Below are 18,618 nucleotides of genomic sequence, written 5' to 3'. Positions count from 1 at the left end.
CGCCCGACGCGGAACGGCCCCGCACCACCCGGGTGCGGGGCCGTTCGCTCAGGACGAGCTCGCTGCGAGCGCTTCCTGTCGCGGGTCGAGGTCGTCCTCGTCGTCACGCTCGACGTCGTTCTCGGTGTCGAGCTCGGCCTCGTACAGCGCCAGGTGCGTGGCACCGTCCATGTCGAGGGGCTCGGCGACGGCCTCCGGCTCGATCGACGTGGCCAGCGGCTTGTGCTTGATGAACACCAGCACGACGGCCGCGACGATCGCGATCGGCACCATGTAGAGGAACACCGGCGTGAGGGCGTCGTTGTAGGCGCCCACGATGATCTCGCGCACCTGGTCGGGCAGGTTGTGCACGAGGTCGGGCGTGAAGCTGCCCGTGTCGCCCGCGGCCCCCGAGGCCGGGAGACGCTCCGTCAGGAGGTGGGCGAGCTTCGACGCGAAGAGCGAGCCGACGACGGCGGAGCCGACCGACGCGCCGATCTGGCGGAAGTAGTTGTTCGACGACGTCGCGGTACCGACGACCTTGATCGAGAACGAGTTCTGCACGACGAGCACCAGGTTCTGCATGGTCATGCCGAGACCGACGCCCATGATGGCGGTGTAGGCGCAGATGACCCAGACGGCGAGCCCGGGAGTCATGGTCGACAGCAGCAGCAGACCGATGGCCACGAACACCATGCCCACGACCGGGTACCACCTGTACGAGCCGGTGCGGGAGATCGCGATGCCGGAGATCACGGACGTGAGGAGCAGCGCGAGCATCATCGGCACCATCAGCAGTCCGGCTTCGGTCGCGCTGGAACCGGTGACCATCTGCAGATAGGTCGGCAGGAAGGCCATCGCCCCGAACATCGAGATGCCGGTCAGCAGCCCGCCGAGGGTGGCGACGTTGAAGTTCCGGTTGCGGAACAGGGACAGCGGCATGATCGGCTCGGCCGCGCGGCGCTCGACGAGCACGAACGCGACTCCGGACACGATCGCACCGGCGATCAGGCCGAGGATCTGCGGCGAGGACCAGTCGTACGTGGAGCCGGCCCACGTGGTGGTGAGCACGATGCAGGTGCTCGCGATCGCGATCAGCACCATGCCGGCGTAGTCGAGACGAGGCTTGGCGCGGACGCGCCTCGGGAGGTGGATGAACTTCACGGCGCAGATGATCGCGAGGATGCCGAGCGGCACGTTCATCCAGAACGCCCACCGCCAGCCGGGCCCTTCGGTGAAGAACCCGCCGAGCAGGGGACCGGCGACCGAGGACACGGCGAACACGGCGCCCATGATCCCGCTGTACCGACCACGCTCGCGGGCCGGCACGACGTCGGCGATGATCGCCATCGCGAGGATCATCAGGCCGCCGCCGCCGAAGCCCTGGACAGCGCGTCCGGCGATCAGGGTCGGCATCGAGTGCGCGAGACCGCCGATGACGGAGCCCACGAGGAAGATGGCGATCGCGCTGACGAAGAGCCACTTGCGGCCGACGAGGTCGCCGAGCTTGCCGTAGACGGGCATGACGATCGTCGAGGCCAGGATGTAGGCCGTGGTGATCCAGACCATGTGCTCGACGCCGTGCAGCTCGCCGACGATCGTCGGGAGGGCGGTCGAGAAGATCATCTGGTCGAGCGACGACAGCAGCATCGCGATGAGGAGGCCGGCGAACACCAGCAGGACGCCCTTGTGGGACGTGTCCGAGGCCGGCTGCGGGAGGTACTGCGGTGCCTGTTCGGCTTCCGCGGCTGTGGTGGTCACGTGAGGTTCTCCCATGTTGTCTTCAGGAGCGCGTTTGCACGCTCCTCGATCTGGTCTGTGGTGGCGAGCCCCGGTCTCTTCGCGGCCTCGGTCATGGCGGCGCGTACCGCGAAGGCTGCGGCGATGATCGCGATGTCCGCCCAGGCCGTGTCCTGGTCGGTCCCGACCGCGCGAGCGGTGGCGATCCGGACCAGGGCACCGGAGAACGCCTCCTGGGTGTCTCCGAGCTGACGGAACGCGGTGGCCAGCAGGTGCGGGTACCGGTCGAACAGCTCGCGGCGCTGCGCTCGCTGCGTTCCCGACTGCAGCGTGGTGCGGATCTTCTCGACGAAGAAGCGCACCGCTACCTCGCGCACGCTCAGGTCGTCGCTCGCCGCCACGGTGGCGGCGACCATCGCCTCGATCTCGTGCGCGTCCGGCGCGTTGAGCAGCGCGTCGTCCTTCGACTCGAAGTAGTTGAAGAACGTACGCGGGGACACGCCCGCGGCCGCGCTGATGGCGTCGACGGTGGCACCGTCCAGACCGTGCTCGAGCGTCAGCTCGAGTGCGGCGTCCGCAATGCGGTGCCGCGTCTCGACGCGCTTGCGCTCTCGCAGCCCGGTCTCGGTTGATTGCATAACTGCATTATTGCACGACTGCAATCGTTCGTCACTGTTGCCTCGGTCACCAAGCGCCGGCGACCCTCCACGCGGAGCTCGCCGCGTCGGAGCGCCTTGACGGCCCTGCCGGGTGGCGGCAGGTTGTGACACGAGCACCTCACCGTTGTGTCGCGGCAGGGCTGGTCTGCTCGCGGGTGCAACCCACGCGAAGGAGCCGGACATGAGCAGCGCCGAGCGCGCCGGGGACGAGCTCCCCACATGAGCGCCGACTACGACGTCATCGTCCTCGGCGGCGGTTCGCCCGGTGAGCACTGCGCGGGCGCCCTGGCGGAGGGCGGCCTGCGCGTCGCCGTCGTCGAGCGGGAGCTCGTCGGCGGGGAGTGCTCGTACTGGGCGTGCATCCCGTCGAAGACGCTGCTGCGGCCGGGGGAGGCGGTGCACGGTGCCCGCGACGCCGCCGCCAGCGCAGAGGTCGACGTCGAGGCGGCGTTGGCCTGGCGCGACTTCATGGTGTCGGACTACTCCGATGACGGGCAGGTGCGGTGGTTGGCGGACAACGGCATCGAGCTTCTCCGCGGCGGTGGCCGGCTCGCGGGTCCGGGGGCGGTCGAGGTCGACGGGGTGCGGCACACGGCGGATCACGTGGTGCTCGCGAACGGTGCCGAGCCCTTCTTCCCGCCCGTGCCGGGCCTGAGCGAGCTCGAGGGTGTCTGGACGAGCCGCGAGGCGACCTCCATGAAGGCGGTCGCACGCCGCCTGCTCGTCATGGGTGGTGGGCCGGTCGGCGTGGAGCTGGCGCAGGCGGTTCGCCGGCTGGGCGCTGAGGTGGTGCTGACCGACCGGTCCGCGCACCTGCTGGCCCGCGAGCCGGCGCAGCTCGGCGAGGCGTTGGGGGAGGTGCTCCGTCGCGACGGCGTCGAGCTCGTGCTCTCCACCGGCGTTGCGGGCGCCCGACGCGACGGCGACGACTTCGTGCTCGACCTGGACGACGGACGCGAGCTACGAGGGGACCGGCTGCTCGTGGCCACCGGACGGCGACCACGGGTCCACGGCCTCGGCCTGGAGACGGTCGGCGTGGAGGAGAACCCGCGCGGGGTGCCGGTCGACGATCGGCTGCGCGTGACGGATGGCCTCTGGGCCATCGGCGACGTCACGGGCCTGTGGCCGCTGACCCACGTCGGCAAGTACCAGGGCGACGTCGTTGCGGCGAACATCCTGGGAGAGCGGCGGACCGCCAACTACGACGCCGTCCCGCGGGTGACGTACACCGATCCGCAGGCAGCGTCGGTCGGTGCGACGAGCGACCGGTTCTCCGCGACAGTCCCGGTGCGCGACGTCGCCAAGACTGCGACGTACACGCGGGCCTACGCCGACGACAACGGGTTCCTCACCCTGGTCAGCGACGGGACGAGGCTGACCGGTGCCTATGCGCTCGGACCCGAGGCGGGAGAGTGGCTGCAGCAGGCCACGCTGGCCGTACGGGCCCGCGTGCCGCTCGACGTGCTGGCCGACACGATCCAGCCGTTCCCGACCTTCTCGGAGATCTATGTCTCCGCGCTCAAGGGGTTGCTCGGGCGGATCGCTGGCGGCGAGACGGGGTGATGCCGGTCCGGGACGCGGCGTCGGCCGGGCGCTCCGGTGCGTCGCACCGTTCGGACGGCGTTCATCCGGTGTCCGGAGCCGTCGTGCCAAGGCGTGAGACGCCTTGACAGCATGTGGACGGCCACCGACACTCGAACCATGTCCATCGCCAAGCCCGTGCTCGAGATCCCGCGTGACGCGGGGTCCGTCGACATGTCGTCGACGCACCGGCTTGTCTGTCGAATGTGTTGTTGCTGACGACCGAGTCGTGCTCGTCCTCGCAGCCTGGAAGGGCTGACCGGCAGGTCATCCACCTGGCCCGGGGGAGGACCTCCCGCGGCGCCGCCGCGCCGCACGCCAGCAACGAGCGCCCCCGCTCTGATCGGGTGGTGCCGGTGCGAAGCAACACACCTCGCGCAGAACCACCGATGGAGCAGAAACCGTGTCCGACCGCACCCAGACCGATGTCCTTGCCATCCAGTCCGTCGTCGCCAAGGCGTCACCGAGCGCATGGCGCGACGGCCTCGTCGTCTCGCGGCACGGCGACCGCCTGACCGTCACCCTGCTGGACGGCCACGTCGTCGTGATGAGCACCATCGCCTCGCCAGCGCTGGGCGAGCCTGTTGCGGTGCACCCCGTCGCTGGGCTGGTCGCCCTCGGCGGGACGTGGTTCTCGGCGCGGTCGCTCGACCAGGCGTAGCGCTAGGCCGCCTGCATCGCGGACATGGCCGTCGAGCATGCCTCGACCATGGCCCGGCAGGCCGCTGCGCAGACTCGGCAGTGCTCCGACATCGCGGCGTGCATGTCGCACTCGGCGGCGCAGGCCTCACCCATCGCCATGCATGTCGACATCATCGAGGTCATGACGCCCATGTCGTAGCCCGCGGGCCGCAGCATCATGCGCATCATCGTGTCGGCCATCTCGGCGGTGTTCATACACATCGACGCACATCGGCCCATACCTTCACCACCGTCGGCGTCGGCGCACATCGTGGCCGCCATCGACGCCGCGGAGCAGGCCTCGATGCATCCCTGCATCATTGCCATGTCCATACCGGCAGCACCTGCCATCGGCATGCTCTTCATCATGTCCGCCATCATGCTCATCGCGTGCCCGCTCTCTCGTCCGTCGGTCGCTCCTGACTTCTCGAGGCTACGCTCGGCCCGTCGCCGGAGGCCATGGTCGCGCTCACCCACCGGACCACCCGTTCCGACGCCCGTTGCACACCCGAGCCGCACGTGTGTACCGTCCGGGTGATCGTTCCCGACCGCCGGAGGTGAGACCCATGAACGCAGGATCCGCACTGGGTGCTCCCTCGCAGTCCACGGTCGTGCGACTGAGCTAGTCGCCACCGGGAGCGCCCCTCCAGGCAATTCGCGAAGGGCGACTCTCATGAACACCACACCTTCTGCACCTCTGCACTCCGTCTCGACGACGGTCCGGCACCTGTCGACGTCCGACCAGGACCACCCACAGATCGATGCCACCGTGCGGATACCCGCCACGGGCGCGCGAGCGCTGGTCCTCGGTGGCGGCGGATCGACAGGCAACGCCTGGCTGATCGGCGTCGTCGCCGGCCTGTTCGAGGCCGGGCTGGACGTGACCGCAGCCGACCTGACGATCGGGACGTCAGCCGGTTCGACGGCCGCCGCCCAGCTGGCCGGCGCGACGCCGACCGAGCTGCTGTCCGCCATCCTGAACACTGCCCCACCGGCAGGCGCGGGTCCCCGCCGCGGCCGCGCTCCGGCCGGGCCCGTGGCGAGCCACCTGGAGCGGACCGCCGCCATCATCGCGGCATCGGACGATGCCGCTGACATGCGCCGCAGGATGGGAGCGGCGGCGCTCGAGATGGAGGCGGCGTCCGACGGATCCTGGCAGGCACAGTGGCGCGCCACCGTCGCTTCGCGGCTGCCCAGCCAGCACTGGCCGGAACGTGCCGTGCTCGTCACGGCGGTCGACGCCCGGACCGGTGAACCGGTCGTGTTCGACCGCCGGAGCGAGGTCGAGCTGGTGGACGCGGTCGCTGCGAGCTGTGCCGGTGGCCTTCCCTACCGGATCGGGGACCACCAGTACATCGACGGCGGCTACCGACGCAACGAGAACGCCGATCTCGCGGCGGGATACCGGCGGGTTCTCGTGCTGTCACCCTTCGGCGGGAGGACCCGGCATCCACTGGACTGGGGCCTGCAGCTCGCCGCGCAGGTCGACGAGCTCCGCGCACGCGGCAGCAAGGTCGAGACCATCGGCCCGGACAGCGGCTCCGAGCACCTGTTCGGCGCCAACGCGATGGACCCGTCGCTGCGTCCGGCCGCTGCTCGAGCCGGATACGCGCACGGTGGAGCCCTTGCCGCCCACCTGGCCGAGTTCTGGCGGTGACGGTACCGCCGTCAGAGGGCCATGCCGAGGAGCGCTCCGACGCCGTAGGTGACGGCCATCGCGAGCACGCCACCCACCACGTTGCGCAGAACCGCCCGACGAGCGGGCGCGCGACCGACCCGAGCGCTCAGCCAGCCCGTCGCCACGAGAGCCAGGACCACCGCGACGACGACGGCCGGGACGATGAGGGCGCTCGGCCAGGGCACGAGCACGACGATCATCGGCACGATCCCGCCGACGAGGAAGGCGGCCAGGGACGCGAACGCTGCGTGCCACGGGTTGGTCTGTGCGTCGGCCGGGACGCCGGCGGCGCGCTCGGCGTCGCGCTGGGAGCTGACAGAGACGTACTCGCCGGCCGCCATCGAGAGGGCTCCGGCGACGAGGCCCGCGACGCCCGCGGCGAGGACCGCCTTCTGCGACGACGAGGCACCCGCGACACCGACGACGATCGCCGCGACCGAGACGATCCCGTCGTTGGCGCCCAGCACGCCGGCCCGCAGGCTGTTCAGGCCGGCCCCGGACAACGGCGCGGGCGACTCCGAGCGTCGCACCAGAGCGTTCGGCAGGATGGTCACACGGTCACCATAGGCACGCTCGTCGGCCTGTGTCATCGAAGCGAAGCCTGCCCTGACCTGCACCGATACAGGCAAGGCTAACCTCGCCGCCCGCCGGCCCGAGCATGGCCACCGCGACGAGCGGCGCCGTCAGAGCACGTTCTGGGGGCCCTCGAGCTCGAGGGCGTACGCGTCGCAGGAGTACCGGGCGGTGATCGACGAATCATGCGGGCCGCCCCGGGTGTCGTCGTACGGCGCGAGCGCCCACCAGGCGTCGTCGATCCGCACGACGCGATACGTCTTGCCGTTGTGCGTCGTGGCGGCGAACGAGCCGTCCGACTGCTCGGTCCACTTCAGGAGGTAGGCCATGGGCGCCACGCTAGCTTTCACGCGCGTGCTCGGGTGCCCGTGTACTCCTGGGCGGTCGTCCTGGACGTCGTAGCCGCTTTCGTGCACCATCACCCAATGAGCAAGCCTCTGGACATCGAATGCCCTCGCTGCGGCGCAGCGCGCGGCAAGTCCTGTCGAACGGCCGACCGCGTCAAGCGGGACCCGCACCGGCGACGTGTCAAGGCGGCCGCGCACAAGAGGTGACGACCGGGCCCCGCAAGGGCTGCGTCACGGGCATGGTCCTCAGGGGAGGACGTCGATACAGTCGCAGGCGGGCCGCTCGGTCAGGAGGACGCGATGGACACGACACGCGATCTCGACGGGTACCACCCTGACTCCGAGGACTCCCTGCGGGAGTACATCGACCGGCTCGTCGCTGAGGGCTACAGCGTCTCGGGCGGCGAAGGTGCGGACCCGGTGCTGATCGACCCCGGTGGCAAGGCCGTCGAGACCTGGCGCGAGGACTATCCCTACGACGAGCTGATGGATCGCGACGAGTACGAGGACGCGAAGTACCACCTGCAGGTCGAGCTGCTGAAGCTGCAGTACTGGGCTGAGGAGACCGGCGAGCGTCACATCATCGTGTTCGAGGGGCGTGACGCAGCCGGCAAGGGCGGCACGATCAAGCGGTTCATGGAGCACCTGAACCCGCGCGCGGCTCGCGTGGTGGCGCTGACCAAGCCCACCACCACCGAGCAGGGCCAGTGGTACTTCCAGCGCTACATCCGGCACTTCCCGACGGCCGGGGAGATCGTGCTGTTCGACCGGTCCTGGTACAACCGGGCCGGTGTCGAACGCGTCATGGGCTTCTGCTCCGACGACGAGTACGCGGCGTTCATGCGCCAGGCCCCGGAGTTCGAGCGGTTGATCGTCGGCGACGGCACCCATCTGACCAAGTTCTGGTTCTCGGTCACCCGCCGCGAGCAGCGCACCCGCTTTGCGATCCGCCAGATCGACCCCGTCCGGCGGTGGAAGCTGTCACCGATGGATCTCGAGTCGCTCGATCGATGGGAGCAGTACTCCGCGGCGAAGGAGGCGATGTTCGCCGGTACGGACACCGACGCCTCGCCATGGATCTCGGTCCGCAGCAACGACAAGAAGCGCGCCCGCCTGAACGCCATGCGGTACTTCCTCAGCCAGTTCTCCTACGAGGGCAAGGACGAGGACGTCATCGGCGAGGTCGACCCGTTGATCGTGCAGCGCGGCCGCCTCACCGTCGGCGACTAGCGCGCGTCTGAGTCGCGTCACACGCCGAGGATCCAGCGCAGCGTCCTGGCGTTGCGCACCGCGTTCCCACCGCCGTCGTTGTTGAAGTACAGGAGCACGTCGCGCCCGGAGCTCTCCCACTCGCGGACGCGATCGGCCCACCAGCGCAGGTCGTCGTCCGAGTACGAGCCGCCGTACAGGTGGTCGTGGTCCGGACCGTGCATCCGCACGTAGACGAACGGAGCGGTGGCGCGCAGGACGCACGGCAGGCGGGCGCCGCTCATCACACAGGATGCCGCGCCGTGACGCTCGAGCAGCGCGAAGACCTCGTCGACCTGCCACGACGGGTGGCGGAGCTCGACCGCCACGCGGACCCAGTCGGGCAACGAGTCGAGGAACCAGTCGAGCCGGGCGTCGTCGCGCTCCTGGTCGGGTCGCAGCTGGACCAGGACGACCGCGCGTCGATCGCCGAGCTGGTGCCAGGACCTGGCGATGCGTTCCGACCAGACCTCGGGCGCGTACAGGCGCTTGGCGTGGGTCAGGCCGCGCGGCGCCTTGACCGACATGCTGAAACCCGGCGGCAATCTTCGCCGCCAGCCGGCGAACGTCGACTCGCGAGGCCAGCGGTAGAAGCTGGCGTTGAGCTCGACCGTGTCGAACTCCTGGACGTATCTGGCCAGCCGGTCCGACGGGTGCAGTCCCGGCGGGTACAGCACGCCGTCCCAGTGGTCGTAGGACCATCCGGAGGTCCCGATGTGGATGCTCATGGAGACTGCGTCGAGGGCGACCGGCCGTCAGGGCGCAGCGCCGTCGTTGTCGTCGTCGCCCCTCGCCCCGTGCGATTCACGCAGCGCACGTCCGAGCAGTACGTCCTTCTCCTCGTTGGCCTGCCTCTTCTCGCTCGAGCGCGTGTCGCGCGGTGGGAGCTGGATGGTCTTCTCGGCCTCGATGCCGCCCTGGAGCTCGCGTCCGCGTTCGAGCTCGGCGTCGAGCTCGGCGCCGAACAGGAGTGCCAGGTTCGTGATCCACAGCCAGAGCAGGAACACGATCAAGCCGGCCAGCGAGCCGTAGGTCTTGTCGTAGCTCGAGAAGTTCGACACGTACACGCCGAGCGCGAGCGAGGCGAGCACCCAGACGACGAGCGCCACGACGGCGCCGACGCTGATCCAGCGAATCCTCGGCTGCCGCACGTTCGGCGTCGCGTGGTAGAGGATGGCGATCGCCACGACGACGAGGGCGGCGATGACCGGCCACTTCACGATGTCCCACACCGTCACCGTGGCGTCGCTCAGGCCGATGGTCGAGCCGATGGACCTCGCGACGGCGCCCGACAGGACGAGTGCGGCGACGATCACGACGGCGATGACGACCAGGGTCACCGTGACGACGAGCAGTGCTGGCCGCAGCTTCCAGAACGGACGTCCCTCGTCGATCTCGTAGATGCGGTTCATGCCTCGACTGAAGGCCGCGACGTACCCGGACGCCGACCAGAGGGCCAGCACCAGTCCGAGCACGAGCGTGAAGCCGGCGGCCGGCGCCTGGGTCAGTCGGGTGAGGATCGGCTCGAGGGTCTCTCCCGCGGACGGGGCGCCCGCGTCGTCGACGATCTTCAGGACGTCGTCGATCATCTTCTGCGGGTCTCCGACGAGCCCGAGGATCGAGACGAGCACCAGCAGCGCGGGCGCGATCGCGAGAACCGCGTAGTAGGTCATCGCTGCTGCGAGGTCCGTGCACTGGTCCTTGGCGAACTCGCGCAGGGTCGTGCGCAGGACGTACCGCCAGGAGCGCTTCGTGATGTCCTCGGGCGAGGCGGGCTTGCGCGGGTCGTCGGGGGACGGAGCATGCTCCTTGGCCGTGCTCAGGGTGCTGTCGGTGCGCTGGTCGGACATGGTGGCCCTACCTCTTCGGGACGACGGTCGCAGCAGCGCCGTGGGCCGGCGGCCACCCCACCGGGTCGGCGGCCCAGGAACCGTGACCGCCGTGTTCGAGCGAGGCGCGCGCTGCGCCCGAGGAGTCCTTCGTCCGCGGTGTGCGGGCGGGCTGCGCCGCGCACCTGACCACGTCCGGCGACGCTTCCTGCCCCGGGCGACTGTCCGGTCGACCGTTCCGACCGGTATGTCGGGACGCTAGGCCAGGCCCGACGAGCCCGCCACTCAGGCGTCCTGGGCTTCCGGGTGGTCGGCTTCCGTGTCGGTGGCGGGCCCGTGCTCCGACCGGTTGGATCGACTCGTGCGACTCGTCCTGCTCGCCGACACCCACATCCCGCGCCGCGCCCACGACCTGCCGGCACCGGTGTGGTCGGCGGTGGACGACGCGGACGTCGTCGTCCATGCGGGCGACTGGGTCTCCGACGAGTTCTGCGCCGCCCTCTCGGGACGGGCGCGCCGGCTCGTCGGATGCCACGGGAACAACGACGGCGACGCCCTGCACGCTCTTCTGCCGCGGGTCGCGCGCGTGGAGCTCGCCGGCGTCCGGCTCGGCGTGGTCCACGAGACGGGCCAGGCCGCGGGTCGCGAGCGCCGGTGCGATGCCGAGCACCGCGACCTGGACGTGCTCGTGTTCGGGCACAGCCACATCCCGTGGGACACCGTCACGCCCGCCGGCATGCGGCTGCTGAACCCCGGTTCGCCGACCGACCGCCGACGGCAGCCCCACGCCACCTTCATGACGGCGGAGGTTCGCGACAGCGCGCTGGTCGACGTGGTCCTGCACCGGCTGCAGGCCCGGACGTAGCGGGCCGTCAGATCTCCCGCTCCACGTCGTGGGGGTCCTTGTCGGGCCGAAGACCGCGCCAGGCCGGATGCCGCAGCCGCCCGTCGCCGGTCCACTCGGTGTAGGCGACCTCTCCGACGAGCTCCGGACGCACCCAGCGGACATCGCGGACCTCGGCGGACGGCAGGCGCTCCTGGAAGGGAGACGTCGGTCGCTCGAGCGGGAGCAGACGCGACCGGAGGTCATCGAGCATCCGGTCGGTGAAGCCCGTGCCGACGCCACCGACGGGACGGAGCACACCGTCCTGGGGAACGGCGAGGACCAGCGATCCGATGGTGTTCGCGCGCCTGCCCTTGCCCGGTCGCCAGCCCACGACCACCACCTCCTGCATGTGCACGTGCTTGACCTTGAGCCAGTCCGACGAGCGCCTGCCTGGACGGTAGGTCGCGGAGCGCCGCTTGACGAGGACACCCTCGAGACGATTCTCGCGGCTGGCCGCCAGGACGTCGGCGCCGGGTCCGGGGAACGACGCCGGGGTCTGCCAGGAGGGGCCTGCGAGCCCCAGCCGCTCCAGAAGGGTGCGCCGCTCGTCGTACGGCAGGTCGAGCGTCGACCGGCCGTCGAGGTGGAGCACGTCGAACACGAGGTAGACGACGGGCACGGAGCGAGCCAGGCGTCGCGCCACGGCGGGATCGGCGACGTGCATCCGCTGCTGGAGGCGCCCGAAGTCGGGCGCGCCGCCCGCGTCGAAGGCCACGAGCTCGCCGTCCAGGACCACGGGCGTCGACCCGAGCTGCTCGCCCATCCGGGCAACCTCAGGGTAGGAGCGAGTGATGTCGAGGTCGTTGCGGGACATGAGGCGCACCCGGCCCCCGTCGACGTAGGCGACCGCGCGGACCCCGTCCCACTTCATCTCGTACGCCCAGCCTTCGTCGTCCTCCGGCAGGTCGCCGGGCACCGCGAGCATCGGGCGCACGAGCGCGGGCACCGGCTCCCAGTCGGGTCGGGTCGGGGGATCCATCCGATGCACCATCCAGTTCTTCCCGGCGTCGGGCGCGGCGCCCTTGGCGCCCGTGGCGAACAGCACGTAGCGGCCCTGCACGCGTTCGCCGTGGAGGACCACCTGGACCTCGCGCGGCGACCACTTCACCAGGTCGTACGTGCCGCGGTCCCAGACGGTGACCTGCCCGCCGCCGTACTCGCCGGCACCGATCTCGCCCTCGAACGTCGCGTACTCGAGCGGATGGTCCTCCGTGTGCACAGCGAGGTGGTTGGTCTTCTGGTCCAGCGGCAGACCTTTGGGGACGGCCCAGGACACGAGGACGCCGTCGCGCTCCAGGCGGAAGTCCCAGTGCAGGGCTCGGGCGTGATGCTCCTGGACGACGAAGCCTCGACCCGCGCCCGGGCTCAGGGCCGCGCCGGGGACGGCGCCCGGCGCCGGGACGGGCTCGGGCGTGCGCGCCGGGTCCCGCTTGGCGCGGTACTCGTCGAGGGGTTCGCTCTGGTGCGTCCCGTCTGGCACGTCCCGAGTCTGGTGCGGTACGGACCGCCGTGCGACCGGGCGCACCCCTCGCCGGGCAGGGGTCCCCCTGCCCGCCGAGCCTCGATCCGGTCAGCCGACCTGCGACCTCATGGGCACGTCCCGCCGGGACGTCGCCGCCCGCTCCGAGACCGCGTCGAGCCCGCTCCGGACGACCGCTCGGAGGGCCGGGTCGAGACCGCCGTGCTCCGCCGCCGTGCGGATCAGCTCGGCAATGGCGCGGACCCGGATGTTCTCGCGCTGCGAGATGCTCACGAGAGAGGCGAAGGCAGTCTCGCTGTCGGTTCCGAACGTCGACATGACGACGCCCTTCGCCTGGTCGATGACCGTTCGGGACTCGAGCGCGAGAGCGAGATGTCCGTCCACGGCCTCGGCCACGGCCCGGCTGCGCGTTCTCGTCACGTCCACGACGAGGCCGGTGACGGACCCGTCGGGCGCAGGGCTGACGGCCAGTGTCGCTGCTCGTTCGGCGCCGGCCATGTCGACGAGCCGGTACTCGCAGCCGGCTTCTCGGGAACGGCCCAGCTGCAGCACCGCCTCGACCAACGACCGGTCGTCGGGGTGCACGTGGCGCGCGAAGAGGCCCGCCGTGGGAACGACGTCGCCCGGTTCCAAGCCGTGGAGGGCGTACATCGCGTCAGACCACTGCCAGCGCTCGGTGAGGGGGGAGAAGGTGAACCGGCCGGTCGGCGCCGGGGATGCGGTACCGCCGTCCGTGGCCGTCGTGGGCACTGTGGAGGCAGGCAGCCGGCTCGCGTCGGCGCAGGAGCGTACGGGGGTCGGCCCGGTTTCGCCGGGTCGCTGCATGTGTAGGGCCATGGGGTTCCTCCTCCTAGCCGCTCGGAGGGTCGAGCGTCTGTGGATGGGGCGTCGGCGCCCGGGAGTCGGTCGGCGTCGAGCGCGGCGCGGGGTGGGATGTGGGAGCAGGGCGGGCGCCGATCCGGCGGGGATCGGGGCATGCCCGAGCGACGGGTGTCCTCTGTCGCGGTGCGGCGCACGCGCTGCGCACCTGCCGTACCCGGCGACGTTTCCTGTCCCGGGCAAAGGTGCACGGGCCGACGAGTCAGCCCGGCACGTCGGACGCTAAGGCCACGGCGACCGTCGCGCCACCGCAAGGCGCTCGTCGGGTCAGTTGCGTTGCTGGAAGGTGTCGACCGTCCGAGCCGGGGTGCCGGCGACGGCTTCGACGACGATGGCTGCCACCTCCCGAAGCTTCACCTTGCGGTGCTGGGACGCGCTGCGCAGGATCGCCATCGCCTTGTCCGGGGAGCAACGGTTCTGTGCCATGACGACGCCGAGGGCCTGGTCGATCACGGCACGCGACGCGAGGGCCGCCCGGAGGTCGGCGTTCATCTCGGCCAGGTCGGCAGTCCGCAGGCACAGGGCGACCGCTCGCGCGGCCTCGTCGGCGTACAGGTCGGCGACCTCGATCGCGGACTCGTTCCAGGCGTGCGCGTCGACGGCGTACAGGTTGAGCGCGATGTGTGTCGCGGGCCGGACGGACCGGGGGAGAGCCGCCGCCGACCTGTAGCCGTTGCCCCGCGCCGCAGCCCGCCAGGCCGGCCACTGGGTCTCCGTCGCGATGTCCGGGACGTGGATGAGCCGACCGAGGTCGATCGAGCTCAGGCACGGCCCCTCCTCGACCGCGTACTCGACCTCGTCGCACTCGGCAGCGCGCGGATCGCTCGCGGCGACGAGCGTCGGTCTACCGTCGCGGCGCAGGGTGATCGTCGCCGATGTCGCAGGCCCTACCTGTCGTGCTGCTGCGTCGGCCACCCCGTCGAGGAACTCCTCGATGCCGACCGTCTCGAGCAGGACGGCCTGCAGTTCCGTGATCGCGGCGGTGCGCGTCGCCTCGTCCATCCCCCGCTGCGTCCCTCCTGGCTGCGCCGCTCGCGCTCCGGCCGACCGCGACTTGGCGACCCGGGCTCGCCTCTGTGGTCAGCCGCTACGACCGTACGCCCCGGCGCGCGAAGGCACCTGCGCACCGGCTGTGGCGCACCGTGACGACCGGCATCCACGCTCGGCCGTGGCGGGGCCCGATGCCCGAAGCCTGGTCCAGTGGCCAGTGCGCCGGACATCGGGTCGCCTCACGTCACGCAGCGGCGCCCTGTGCGGCCGCCTCCTTGTCGCGCTTGGCGACCTCCTCCTTGACGATGGGGATGACGTACCGACCGAAGTCGGTGGCGTCGTCCAGCAGGTCGTAGCCGCGTGCAGAGATGATCCGCACGCCGAGGTCGTAGTACGCGAGCAGCGCCTCGGCGACGGTCTCGGGGGTGCCGACGAGTGCGTTGGAGTTGCCGGCGCCGCCGGTGGCCTTGGTGGTCGCCGTCCAGAGCGCGGTGTCGAAGCGATCTCCCTGCTCGGCGATCGCCAGCAGTCGCTGCGAGCCCGCGTTCTGGGGCGGCCCCGAGGACCAGCGCGACGACACGCCGGCGAGGGCGGCCTTTCGGGCCTCGATCCGGGCGACGACGTCGTGGGCCTTCTCCCAGGCGAGCTCCTCGGTGGGCGCGATGATCGGGCGGAATGCGGCATGGATGCGCGGCGGCGTCGCTCGCCCCGCAGCGGCGGCTTCGGCGTGCACCCGGGCGATCTGCTCCGCGGTGTTGACCAACGGCTCGCCCCAGACGGCGTAGATGTCGGCCTCGGCCGCGCCGACCCGGTAGGCCGCGTCGGACGACCCGCCGAACGAGATCGTCGGCAATCGGCCCTCGAACGCCTTGGCGTCGAGGATGAAGTCGTCGAAGTCGTAGAACTCGCCGTGGTGGTCGAACGGCTCGGTGCTGGACCAGGCCTTCTTCACGATCTGGATGTACTCGCGCGTCCGGGCGTAGCGCTCGTCCTTGGTCAGCCGGTCGCCCTCGCGCGCCTGCTCGTGGTCGCTGCCACCGGTGATGAAGTGGACGGACAGCCGTCCCTGCGACACCTGGTCGAGGGTCGCGAACGTCTTGGCGGCGAACGTCGGGTAGGAGACGTTGGGACGGTGGGCGAGAAGCAGCTCGATCGAGTCGAGCCGGCCCGCGATGTACCCGGCGAGGGCCGACGGCTCCAGGCCGCCGGAGCCGTAGGCGAAGAGCACACGGGTCCAGCCGTTGTCCTGGTGCGTCCGGACGATGCGCTCGAGATACCCGAGGTCGATCGGTCGGGTGGTCGCGGCGGTGGTCTCGGAGGCGTCGCTCGTGGTGGCGATTCCGAGGAACTCGACGGGCATGTTCTGGCCTTCCGGTTGGGCGCGGACGCGTGAGACGCGGCGCACCGTAGGAAGCCACCGGGCGTCGGTCAATGCCTGCGCGCCATTGCTCACGATGCGGACCCGTCGGCACCTTCCGCGGAGGTCCGTCGGTGCAGGTCCCGGGGATGCACGGTCGTCGGCCGCGGCCGGCGCCGGGCCGCCGAACCAGCTGGGTGATGGCTGGAGGGATTGACAGGCACCGCCCTCAGCACGCATCATGACACCGGTGTCAGACACCGGTGTCAGACGGTGGCTCCACGACCGCGGACCGCTCGGGAGAACGCGCGAGCGACCTTCGGCTCGACGATCAAGACGTTCGATGGAGGAAGCAGTGGGGCAGTGGTGAGCGGACGACTCGTGGCCGGGCTGGATCTCGGCAGCACGGGGATCAAGGTCCTGATCGCCGACGAGGGTGGGAACGAGGTGCTGGTCCGGCAGCGGCCGACGCCGTGGCGCCCGGGCCCGAGCGGTACGACGGAGCTCGACGCGGACGCCCTGATCGGCAGCATCCGGACGCTCCTGGCAACCGCTGCCCACGACCTGCGGGATGCCACGGGCGATCGGCGTGCCGCGGTCGAGGTGGTCGCCGTCTCCGGCATGGGGGAGACCGGGTTCCTGGTCGGTCGCGACGGCGCCGCGGTCGCCCCGGGCATCGCCTGGTTCGATCCGCGCGGCCGCCCCGAGATCGAGTCCTTGCCCGCCCACATGCTCGAGCAGTTCGCGGGGCGCACCGGACTTCCGGTGGGCGCGCAGGTGTCCGTGGCGAAGCTGATCCACCTGCGCGACGGCGGGGTGGACCTGCGCGACGTGCGGTGGTTCAACCTGCCGGAGTTCGTCGCCGCGAGCATGGGCGCGGACGGGGTGAGCGAGTACTCCCTGGCCTCACGGACAGGTCTTCTGGACCAGGACACGGGAGAGCCCTGGCTCGAGCTGATCGACCATCTCGGCGCGTCGGAGCGCCTGCTGCCTCCGCTCGTGCACGCCGGCACCCGGCTCGGGGCGGCCACGGCCGGCTGGGTCCCTGCCGGGTTCGCCGGCGCGGAGATCACGGTCGCCGGCCATGACCACCTCGTCTCCGCGGTGTCCGGCGGCGTCATCGCCCACGACCGGTACCACGTGTCCATGGGGACTGCGGAGGTGCTCCTGCGCGTCGTCGACGAGCCGTTGTCGTTCGACGCCCGCGCCCAGCTCGCCCAGCACCTCATCAACTGCGTCCGCCACGTCATCCCCGGCCAGTCCGTGATCGTCGCGGGCGTCAAGAGCGGGCTGCTCATGCGACGCGCCCTGCAGCTGTCCGGGATCACGGACCGCGCGGGCCGAGACAGGCTGGACGCCGAGGCTGCCGGCCTGCCGCTCGAGGGTGCGCTCGACCCGGGCAGCATCCACGTCAGCGGTGCCCGCAACGACGACGGGGTGCTTGCCCTGACCGTCCGCGGGGACGGCGTCAGCCCGGCGGAGCTGTTCAACGCGGTGCTGCGGCACAGCAACGACGAGATCCAGCTCCTCGTCGACGCCATGGACCGGGTGGTCCCGCCGGCCCGTTCCAGCCTGCTCACCGGTGGGTGGGCCGGGATGGCGAGCGTCCAGCGAGCACGCGCCGCGGTGCTGCCCGGGCTCGTCGTCTCCAGTCGCGATCAGGACACCGCGTACGGCGCGGCGCTCTTCGCCATGGGTCTGCTCGAGAGCGACCTCCAACCTGCCGTCAGCCGCGACTCGGCGTGACGACTTCACAGTCCGCGAGCACCTGCTCGGAACCCGCACGACGACCCCCGGAGAATCCCATGAACGAGCTCACCACCCTCGAACGGCGCGGCATGGCCGCGATCTCGACGCCCGCCGGCCACGTCCTGATCGTGGCCGCCGACCAGCGCAACGGCATGAAGGCCGTGATGACCGATGCCCCCGACGGCCCTGGCTCCGTGACGCTGGACCAGCTCGCCGAGGCGAAGTCCGACCTGGTGGAGTACCTGGGGAACGCGGCGCCCGCGATCCTGCTCGACCCGGAGGTCGCCCTCCCGGCGATCGTCGACGACGGGACCCTCGCCCGCGGCACGGCTCTCGTCGTCGGCATGGACGCCTCGGGGTTCGAGACCACCGACGGCCTGAGGTTCACGCACTTCGTGGACGGCGTCACGGCTCGGACGGTCCGCGAGCTGGGCGGCGACGTGGCGAAGATGCTCTGGTACATGCGGCCCGACAAGCAGGACGCCGGCTCCCGCGTGGGTGAGGAGATCCGTGACCTGGTCAAGGCCTGCGAGGCCGAGGGGCTGCTGCTGATCGTCGAGATCCTGACGTACCGGCTCGACGGTGAGAGCGAGGCCGAGTACGAGGCGGCGTTCCCGCAGCTCATCGCGGACGCGGCGCGCATCTCGGTGCAGTGCGGCGCCAAGCTGCTCAAGCTGCCCTACCCGGGTTCGGCTGCCGCGTGCGCCGCGGTGACGGCGGCCGCCGACGGTGTGCCGTGGGCCGTGCTGTCCGCCGGCGTCAACCACGAGACGTTCATCAAGCAGGTCGAGATCGCCGTCGCGAACGGCGCCTGCGGCGCGATGGCCGGCCGGTCGCTGTGGAAGGACAGCCTGGCCGTCTCCCACGAGACCCGGCACGATCTGCTCACGACGCGAGCGCTGCCCCGCCTGCGTGAGCTGGCCGCGGTCGTCGACGGGGCGCCCGCACGGGCGTGACGATCG

The 18,618-nt window shown here is 71.0% G+C and carries 18 protein-coding genes; 7 read left to right on the top strand and 11 right to left on the bottom strand.

What is annotated here, in order from left to right:
* Nucleotides 1-48: 48 nt before the first annotated feature.
* Complete coding sequence (locus tag I847_RS21585) at nt 49-1,740, bottom strand: MDR family MFS transporter (protein WP_231384051.1); 1,692 nt, start codon at nt 1,738-1,740, stop codon at nt 49-51.
* Nucleotides 1,737-2,357 (bottom strand): TetR/AcrR family transcriptional regulator, encoded by a 621-nt coding sequence (locus tag I847_RS25310; protein WP_051274394.1) that lies wholly within the window; start codon nt 2,355-2,357, stop codon nt 1,737-1,739. The genes I847_RS21585 and I847_RS25310 overlap by 4 nt, the downstream gene beginning before the upstream one ends.
* Nucleotides 2,358-2,597: 240 nt before the next feature.
* On the opposite strand from I847_RS25310, the gene I847_RS0102890 reads away from it, so the two are divergent.
* Both I847_RS0102890 and I847_RS0102885 read left to right on the top strand, forming a co-directional pair.
* Nucleotides 2,598-3,941: an NAD(P)/FAD-dependent oxidoreductase gene (locus I847_RS0102890; protein WP_028048486.1), complete on the top strand. Its 1,344-nt coding sequence runs from the start codon at nt 2,598-2,600 to the stop codon at nt 3,939-3,941.
* A 421-nt stretch (nt 3,942-4,362) separates the two neighbouring features.
* Nucleotides 4,363-4,620, top strand: coding sequence for a hypothetical protein (locus I847_RS0102885; protein WP_028048485.1), 258 nt, complete (start codon nt 4,363-4,365; stop codon nt 4,618-4,620).
* Between the two features lie 2 nt (nt 4,621-4,622).
* On the opposite strand, the gene I847_RS0102880 is transcribed toward I847_RS0102885, so the two are convergent.
* Complete coding sequence (locus tag I847_RS0102880) at nt 4,623-5,009, bottom strand: aldehyde dehydrogenase (protein ID WP_231384050.1); 387 nt, start codon at nt 5,007-5,009, stop codon at nt 4,623-4,625.
* Nucleotides 5,010-5,313: 304 nt separating this feature from the next.
* Here I847_RS0102880 and I847_RS0102875 point away from each other — a divergent pair, with 304 nt between their 5' ends.
* The gene (locus tag I847_RS0102875) at nt 5,314-6,297 is read left to right on the top strand and encodes a patatin-like phospholipase family protein (RefSeq protein WP_028048483.1); all 984 of its coding nucleotides are present in this window, start codon (nt 5,314-5,316) and stop codon (nt 6,295-6,297) included.
* Nucleotides 6,298-6,308: 11 nt separating this feature from the next.
* Here I847_RS0102875 and I847_RS0102870 read toward each other — a convergent pair whose 3' ends face one another.
* Nucleotides 6,309-6,872 carry a VIT1/CCC1 transporter family protein gene (locus I847_RS0102870; RefSeq protein ID WP_231384049.1) on the bottom strand — a complete coding sequence of 188 codons (564 nt, stop codon included), beginning with the start codon at nt 6,870-6,872 and terminating at the stop codon, nt 6,309-6,311.
* Between the two features lie 129 nt (nt 6,873-7,001).
* Nucleotides 7,002-7,220 (bottom strand): hypothetical protein, encoded by a 219-nt coding sequence (locus I847_RS0102865; protein ID WP_028048481.1) that lies wholly within the window; start codon nt 7,218-7,220, stop codon nt 7,002-7,004.
* A gap of 318 nt (nt 7,221-7,538) precedes the next feature.
* On the opposite strand from I847_RS0102865, the gene ppk2 reads away from it, so the two are divergent.
* Nucleotides 7,539-8,468 (top strand): polyphosphate kinase 2, encoded by a 930-nt coding sequence (gene ppk2 / locus I847_RS0102860; RefSeq protein WP_034608756.1) that lies wholly within the window; start codon nt 7,539-7,541, stop codon nt 8,466-8,468.
* 17 nt (nt 8,469-8,485) lie between these two features.
* Here ppk2 and I847_RS0102855 read toward each other — a convergent pair whose 3' ends face one another.
* Entirely contained in the window at nt 8,486-9,214 is a 729-nt protein-coding gene (locus I847_RS0102855; protein ID WP_028048479.1) for a DUF72 domain-containing protein, read from the bottom strand.
* Between the two features lie 27 nt (nt 9,215-9,241).
* Nucleotides 9,242-10,336, bottom strand: coding sequence for a YihY/virulence factor BrkB family protein (locus I847_RS0102850; RefSeq protein ID WP_028048478.1), 1,095 nt, complete (start codon nt 10,334-10,336; stop codon nt 9,242-9,244).
* A gap of 340 nt (nt 10,337-10,676) precedes the next feature.
* Here I847_RS0102850 and I847_RS0102845 point away from each other — a divergent pair, with 340 nt between their 5' ends.
* Entirely contained in the window at nt 10,677-11,180 is a 504-nt protein-coding gene (locus tag I847_RS0102845) for a metallophosphoesterase (protein WP_028048477.1), read from the top strand.
* Between the two features lie 7 nt (nt 11,181-11,187).
* Here I847_RS0102845 and ligD read toward each other — a convergent pair whose 3' ends face one another.
* The 4 genes from ligD to I847_RS0102825 form a co-directional block, all read right to left on the bottom strand.
* Entirely contained in the window at nt 11,188-12,681 is a 1,494-nt protein-coding gene (gene ligD, locus I847_RS0102840) for a non-homologous end-joining DNA ligase (protein WP_028048476.1), read from the bottom strand.
* Between the two features lie 90 nt (nt 12,682-12,771).
* On the bottom strand, nt 12,772-13,431 hold the full coding sequence (locus I847_RS21575; protein ID WP_051274393.1) for a PAS and ANTAR domain-containing protein: 660 nt from the start codon (nt 13,429-13,431) through the stop codon (nt 12,772-12,774).
* 396 nt (nt 13,432-13,827) lie between these two features.
* Nucleotides 13,828-14,562 carry a GAF and ANTAR domain-containing protein gene (locus I847_RS21570; RefSeq protein WP_051274392.1) on the bottom strand — a complete coding sequence of 245 codons (735 nt, stop codon included), beginning with the start codon at nt 14,560-14,562 and terminating at the stop codon, nt 13,828-13,830.
* A gap of 232 nt (nt 14,563-14,794) precedes the next feature.
* Nucleotides 14,795-15,910, bottom strand: coding sequence for an LLM class flavin-dependent oxidoreductase (locus I847_RS0102825; RefSeq protein ID WP_028048475.1), 1,116 nt, complete (start codon nt 15,908-15,910; stop codon nt 14,795-14,797).
* Nucleotides 15,911-16,273: 363 nt separating this feature from the next.
* Between I847_RS0102825 and I847_RS0102820 the strand changes: the two genes are divergently transcribed.
* Both I847_RS0102820 and I847_RS0102815 read left to right on the top strand, forming a co-directional pair.
* Nucleotides 16,274-17,653 carry an L-fuculokinase gene (locus tag I847_RS0102820; protein ID WP_034609072.1) on the top strand — a complete coding sequence of 460 codons (1,380 nt, stop codon included), beginning with the start codon at nt 16,274-16,276 and terminating at the stop codon, nt 17,651-17,653.
* Between the two features lie 59 nt (nt 17,654-17,712).
* Nucleotides 17,713-18,612, top strand: a complete 900-nt coding sequence (locus I847_RS0102815; protein WP_028048473.1) for a tagatose-bisphosphate aldolase — start codon at nt 17,713-17,715, stop codon at nt 18,610-18,612.
* Nucleotides 18,613-18,618 lie beyond the last annotated feature (6 nt).

Origin of the sequence: Cellulomonas sp. URHD0024 (assembly GCF_000426185.1) — a bacterium.
Classification (GTDB): Bacteria; Actinomycetota; Actinomycetes; order Actinomycetales; family Cellulomonadaceae; genus Cellulomonas.
The sequence above is the reverse complement of the archived record's forward strand: the minus strand, read 5'-3'. Positions and strand labels throughout refer to the sequence as shown.

Coding starts and splice junctions, on each gene's coding strand:
- I847_RS0102890 (WP_028048486.1), top strand. CDS start 2,598: ATGAGCGCCGACTACGACGTCATCGTCCTCGGCGGCGGTTCGCCCGGT.
- I847_RS21570 (WP_051274392.1), bottom strand. CDS start 14,562: ATGGACGAGGCGACGCGCACCGCCGCGATCACGGAACTGCAGGCCGTC.
- I847_RS0102865 (WP_028048481.1), bottom strand. CDS start 7,220: ATGGCCTACCTCCTGAAGTGGACCGAGCAGTCGGACGGCTCGTTCGCC.
- I847_RS0102880 (WP_231384050.1), bottom strand. CDS start 5,009: ATGATGAAGAGCATGCCGATGGCAGGTGCTGCCGGTATGGACATGGCA.
- I847_RS0102875 (WP_028048483.1), top strand. CDS start 5,314: ATGAACACCACACCTTCTGCACCTCTGCACTCCGTCTCGACGACGGTC.
- I847_RS0102850 (WP_028048478.1), bottom strand. CDS start 10,336: ATGTCCGACCAGCGCACCGACAGCACCCTGAGCACGGCCAAGGAGCAT.
- I847_RS0102825 (WP_028048475.1), bottom strand. CDS start 15,910: ATGCCCGTCGAGTTCCTCGGAATCGCCACCACGAGCGACGCCTCCGAG.
- I847_RS0102815 (WP_028048473.1), top strand. CDS start 17,713: ATGAACGAGCTCACCACCCTCGAACGGCGCGGCATGGCCGCGATCTCG.
- I847_RS25310 (WP_051274394.1), bottom strand. CDS start 2,357: ATGCAATCAACCGAGACCGGGCTGCGAGAGCGCAAGCGCGTCGAGACG.
- I847_RS0102855 (WP_028048479.1), bottom strand. CDS start 9,214: ATGAGCATCCACATCGGGACCTCCGGATGGTCCTACGACCACTGGGAC.
- ppk2 (WP_034608756.1), top strand. CDS start 7,539: ATGGACACGACACGCGATCTCGACGGGTACCACCCTGACTCCGAGGAC.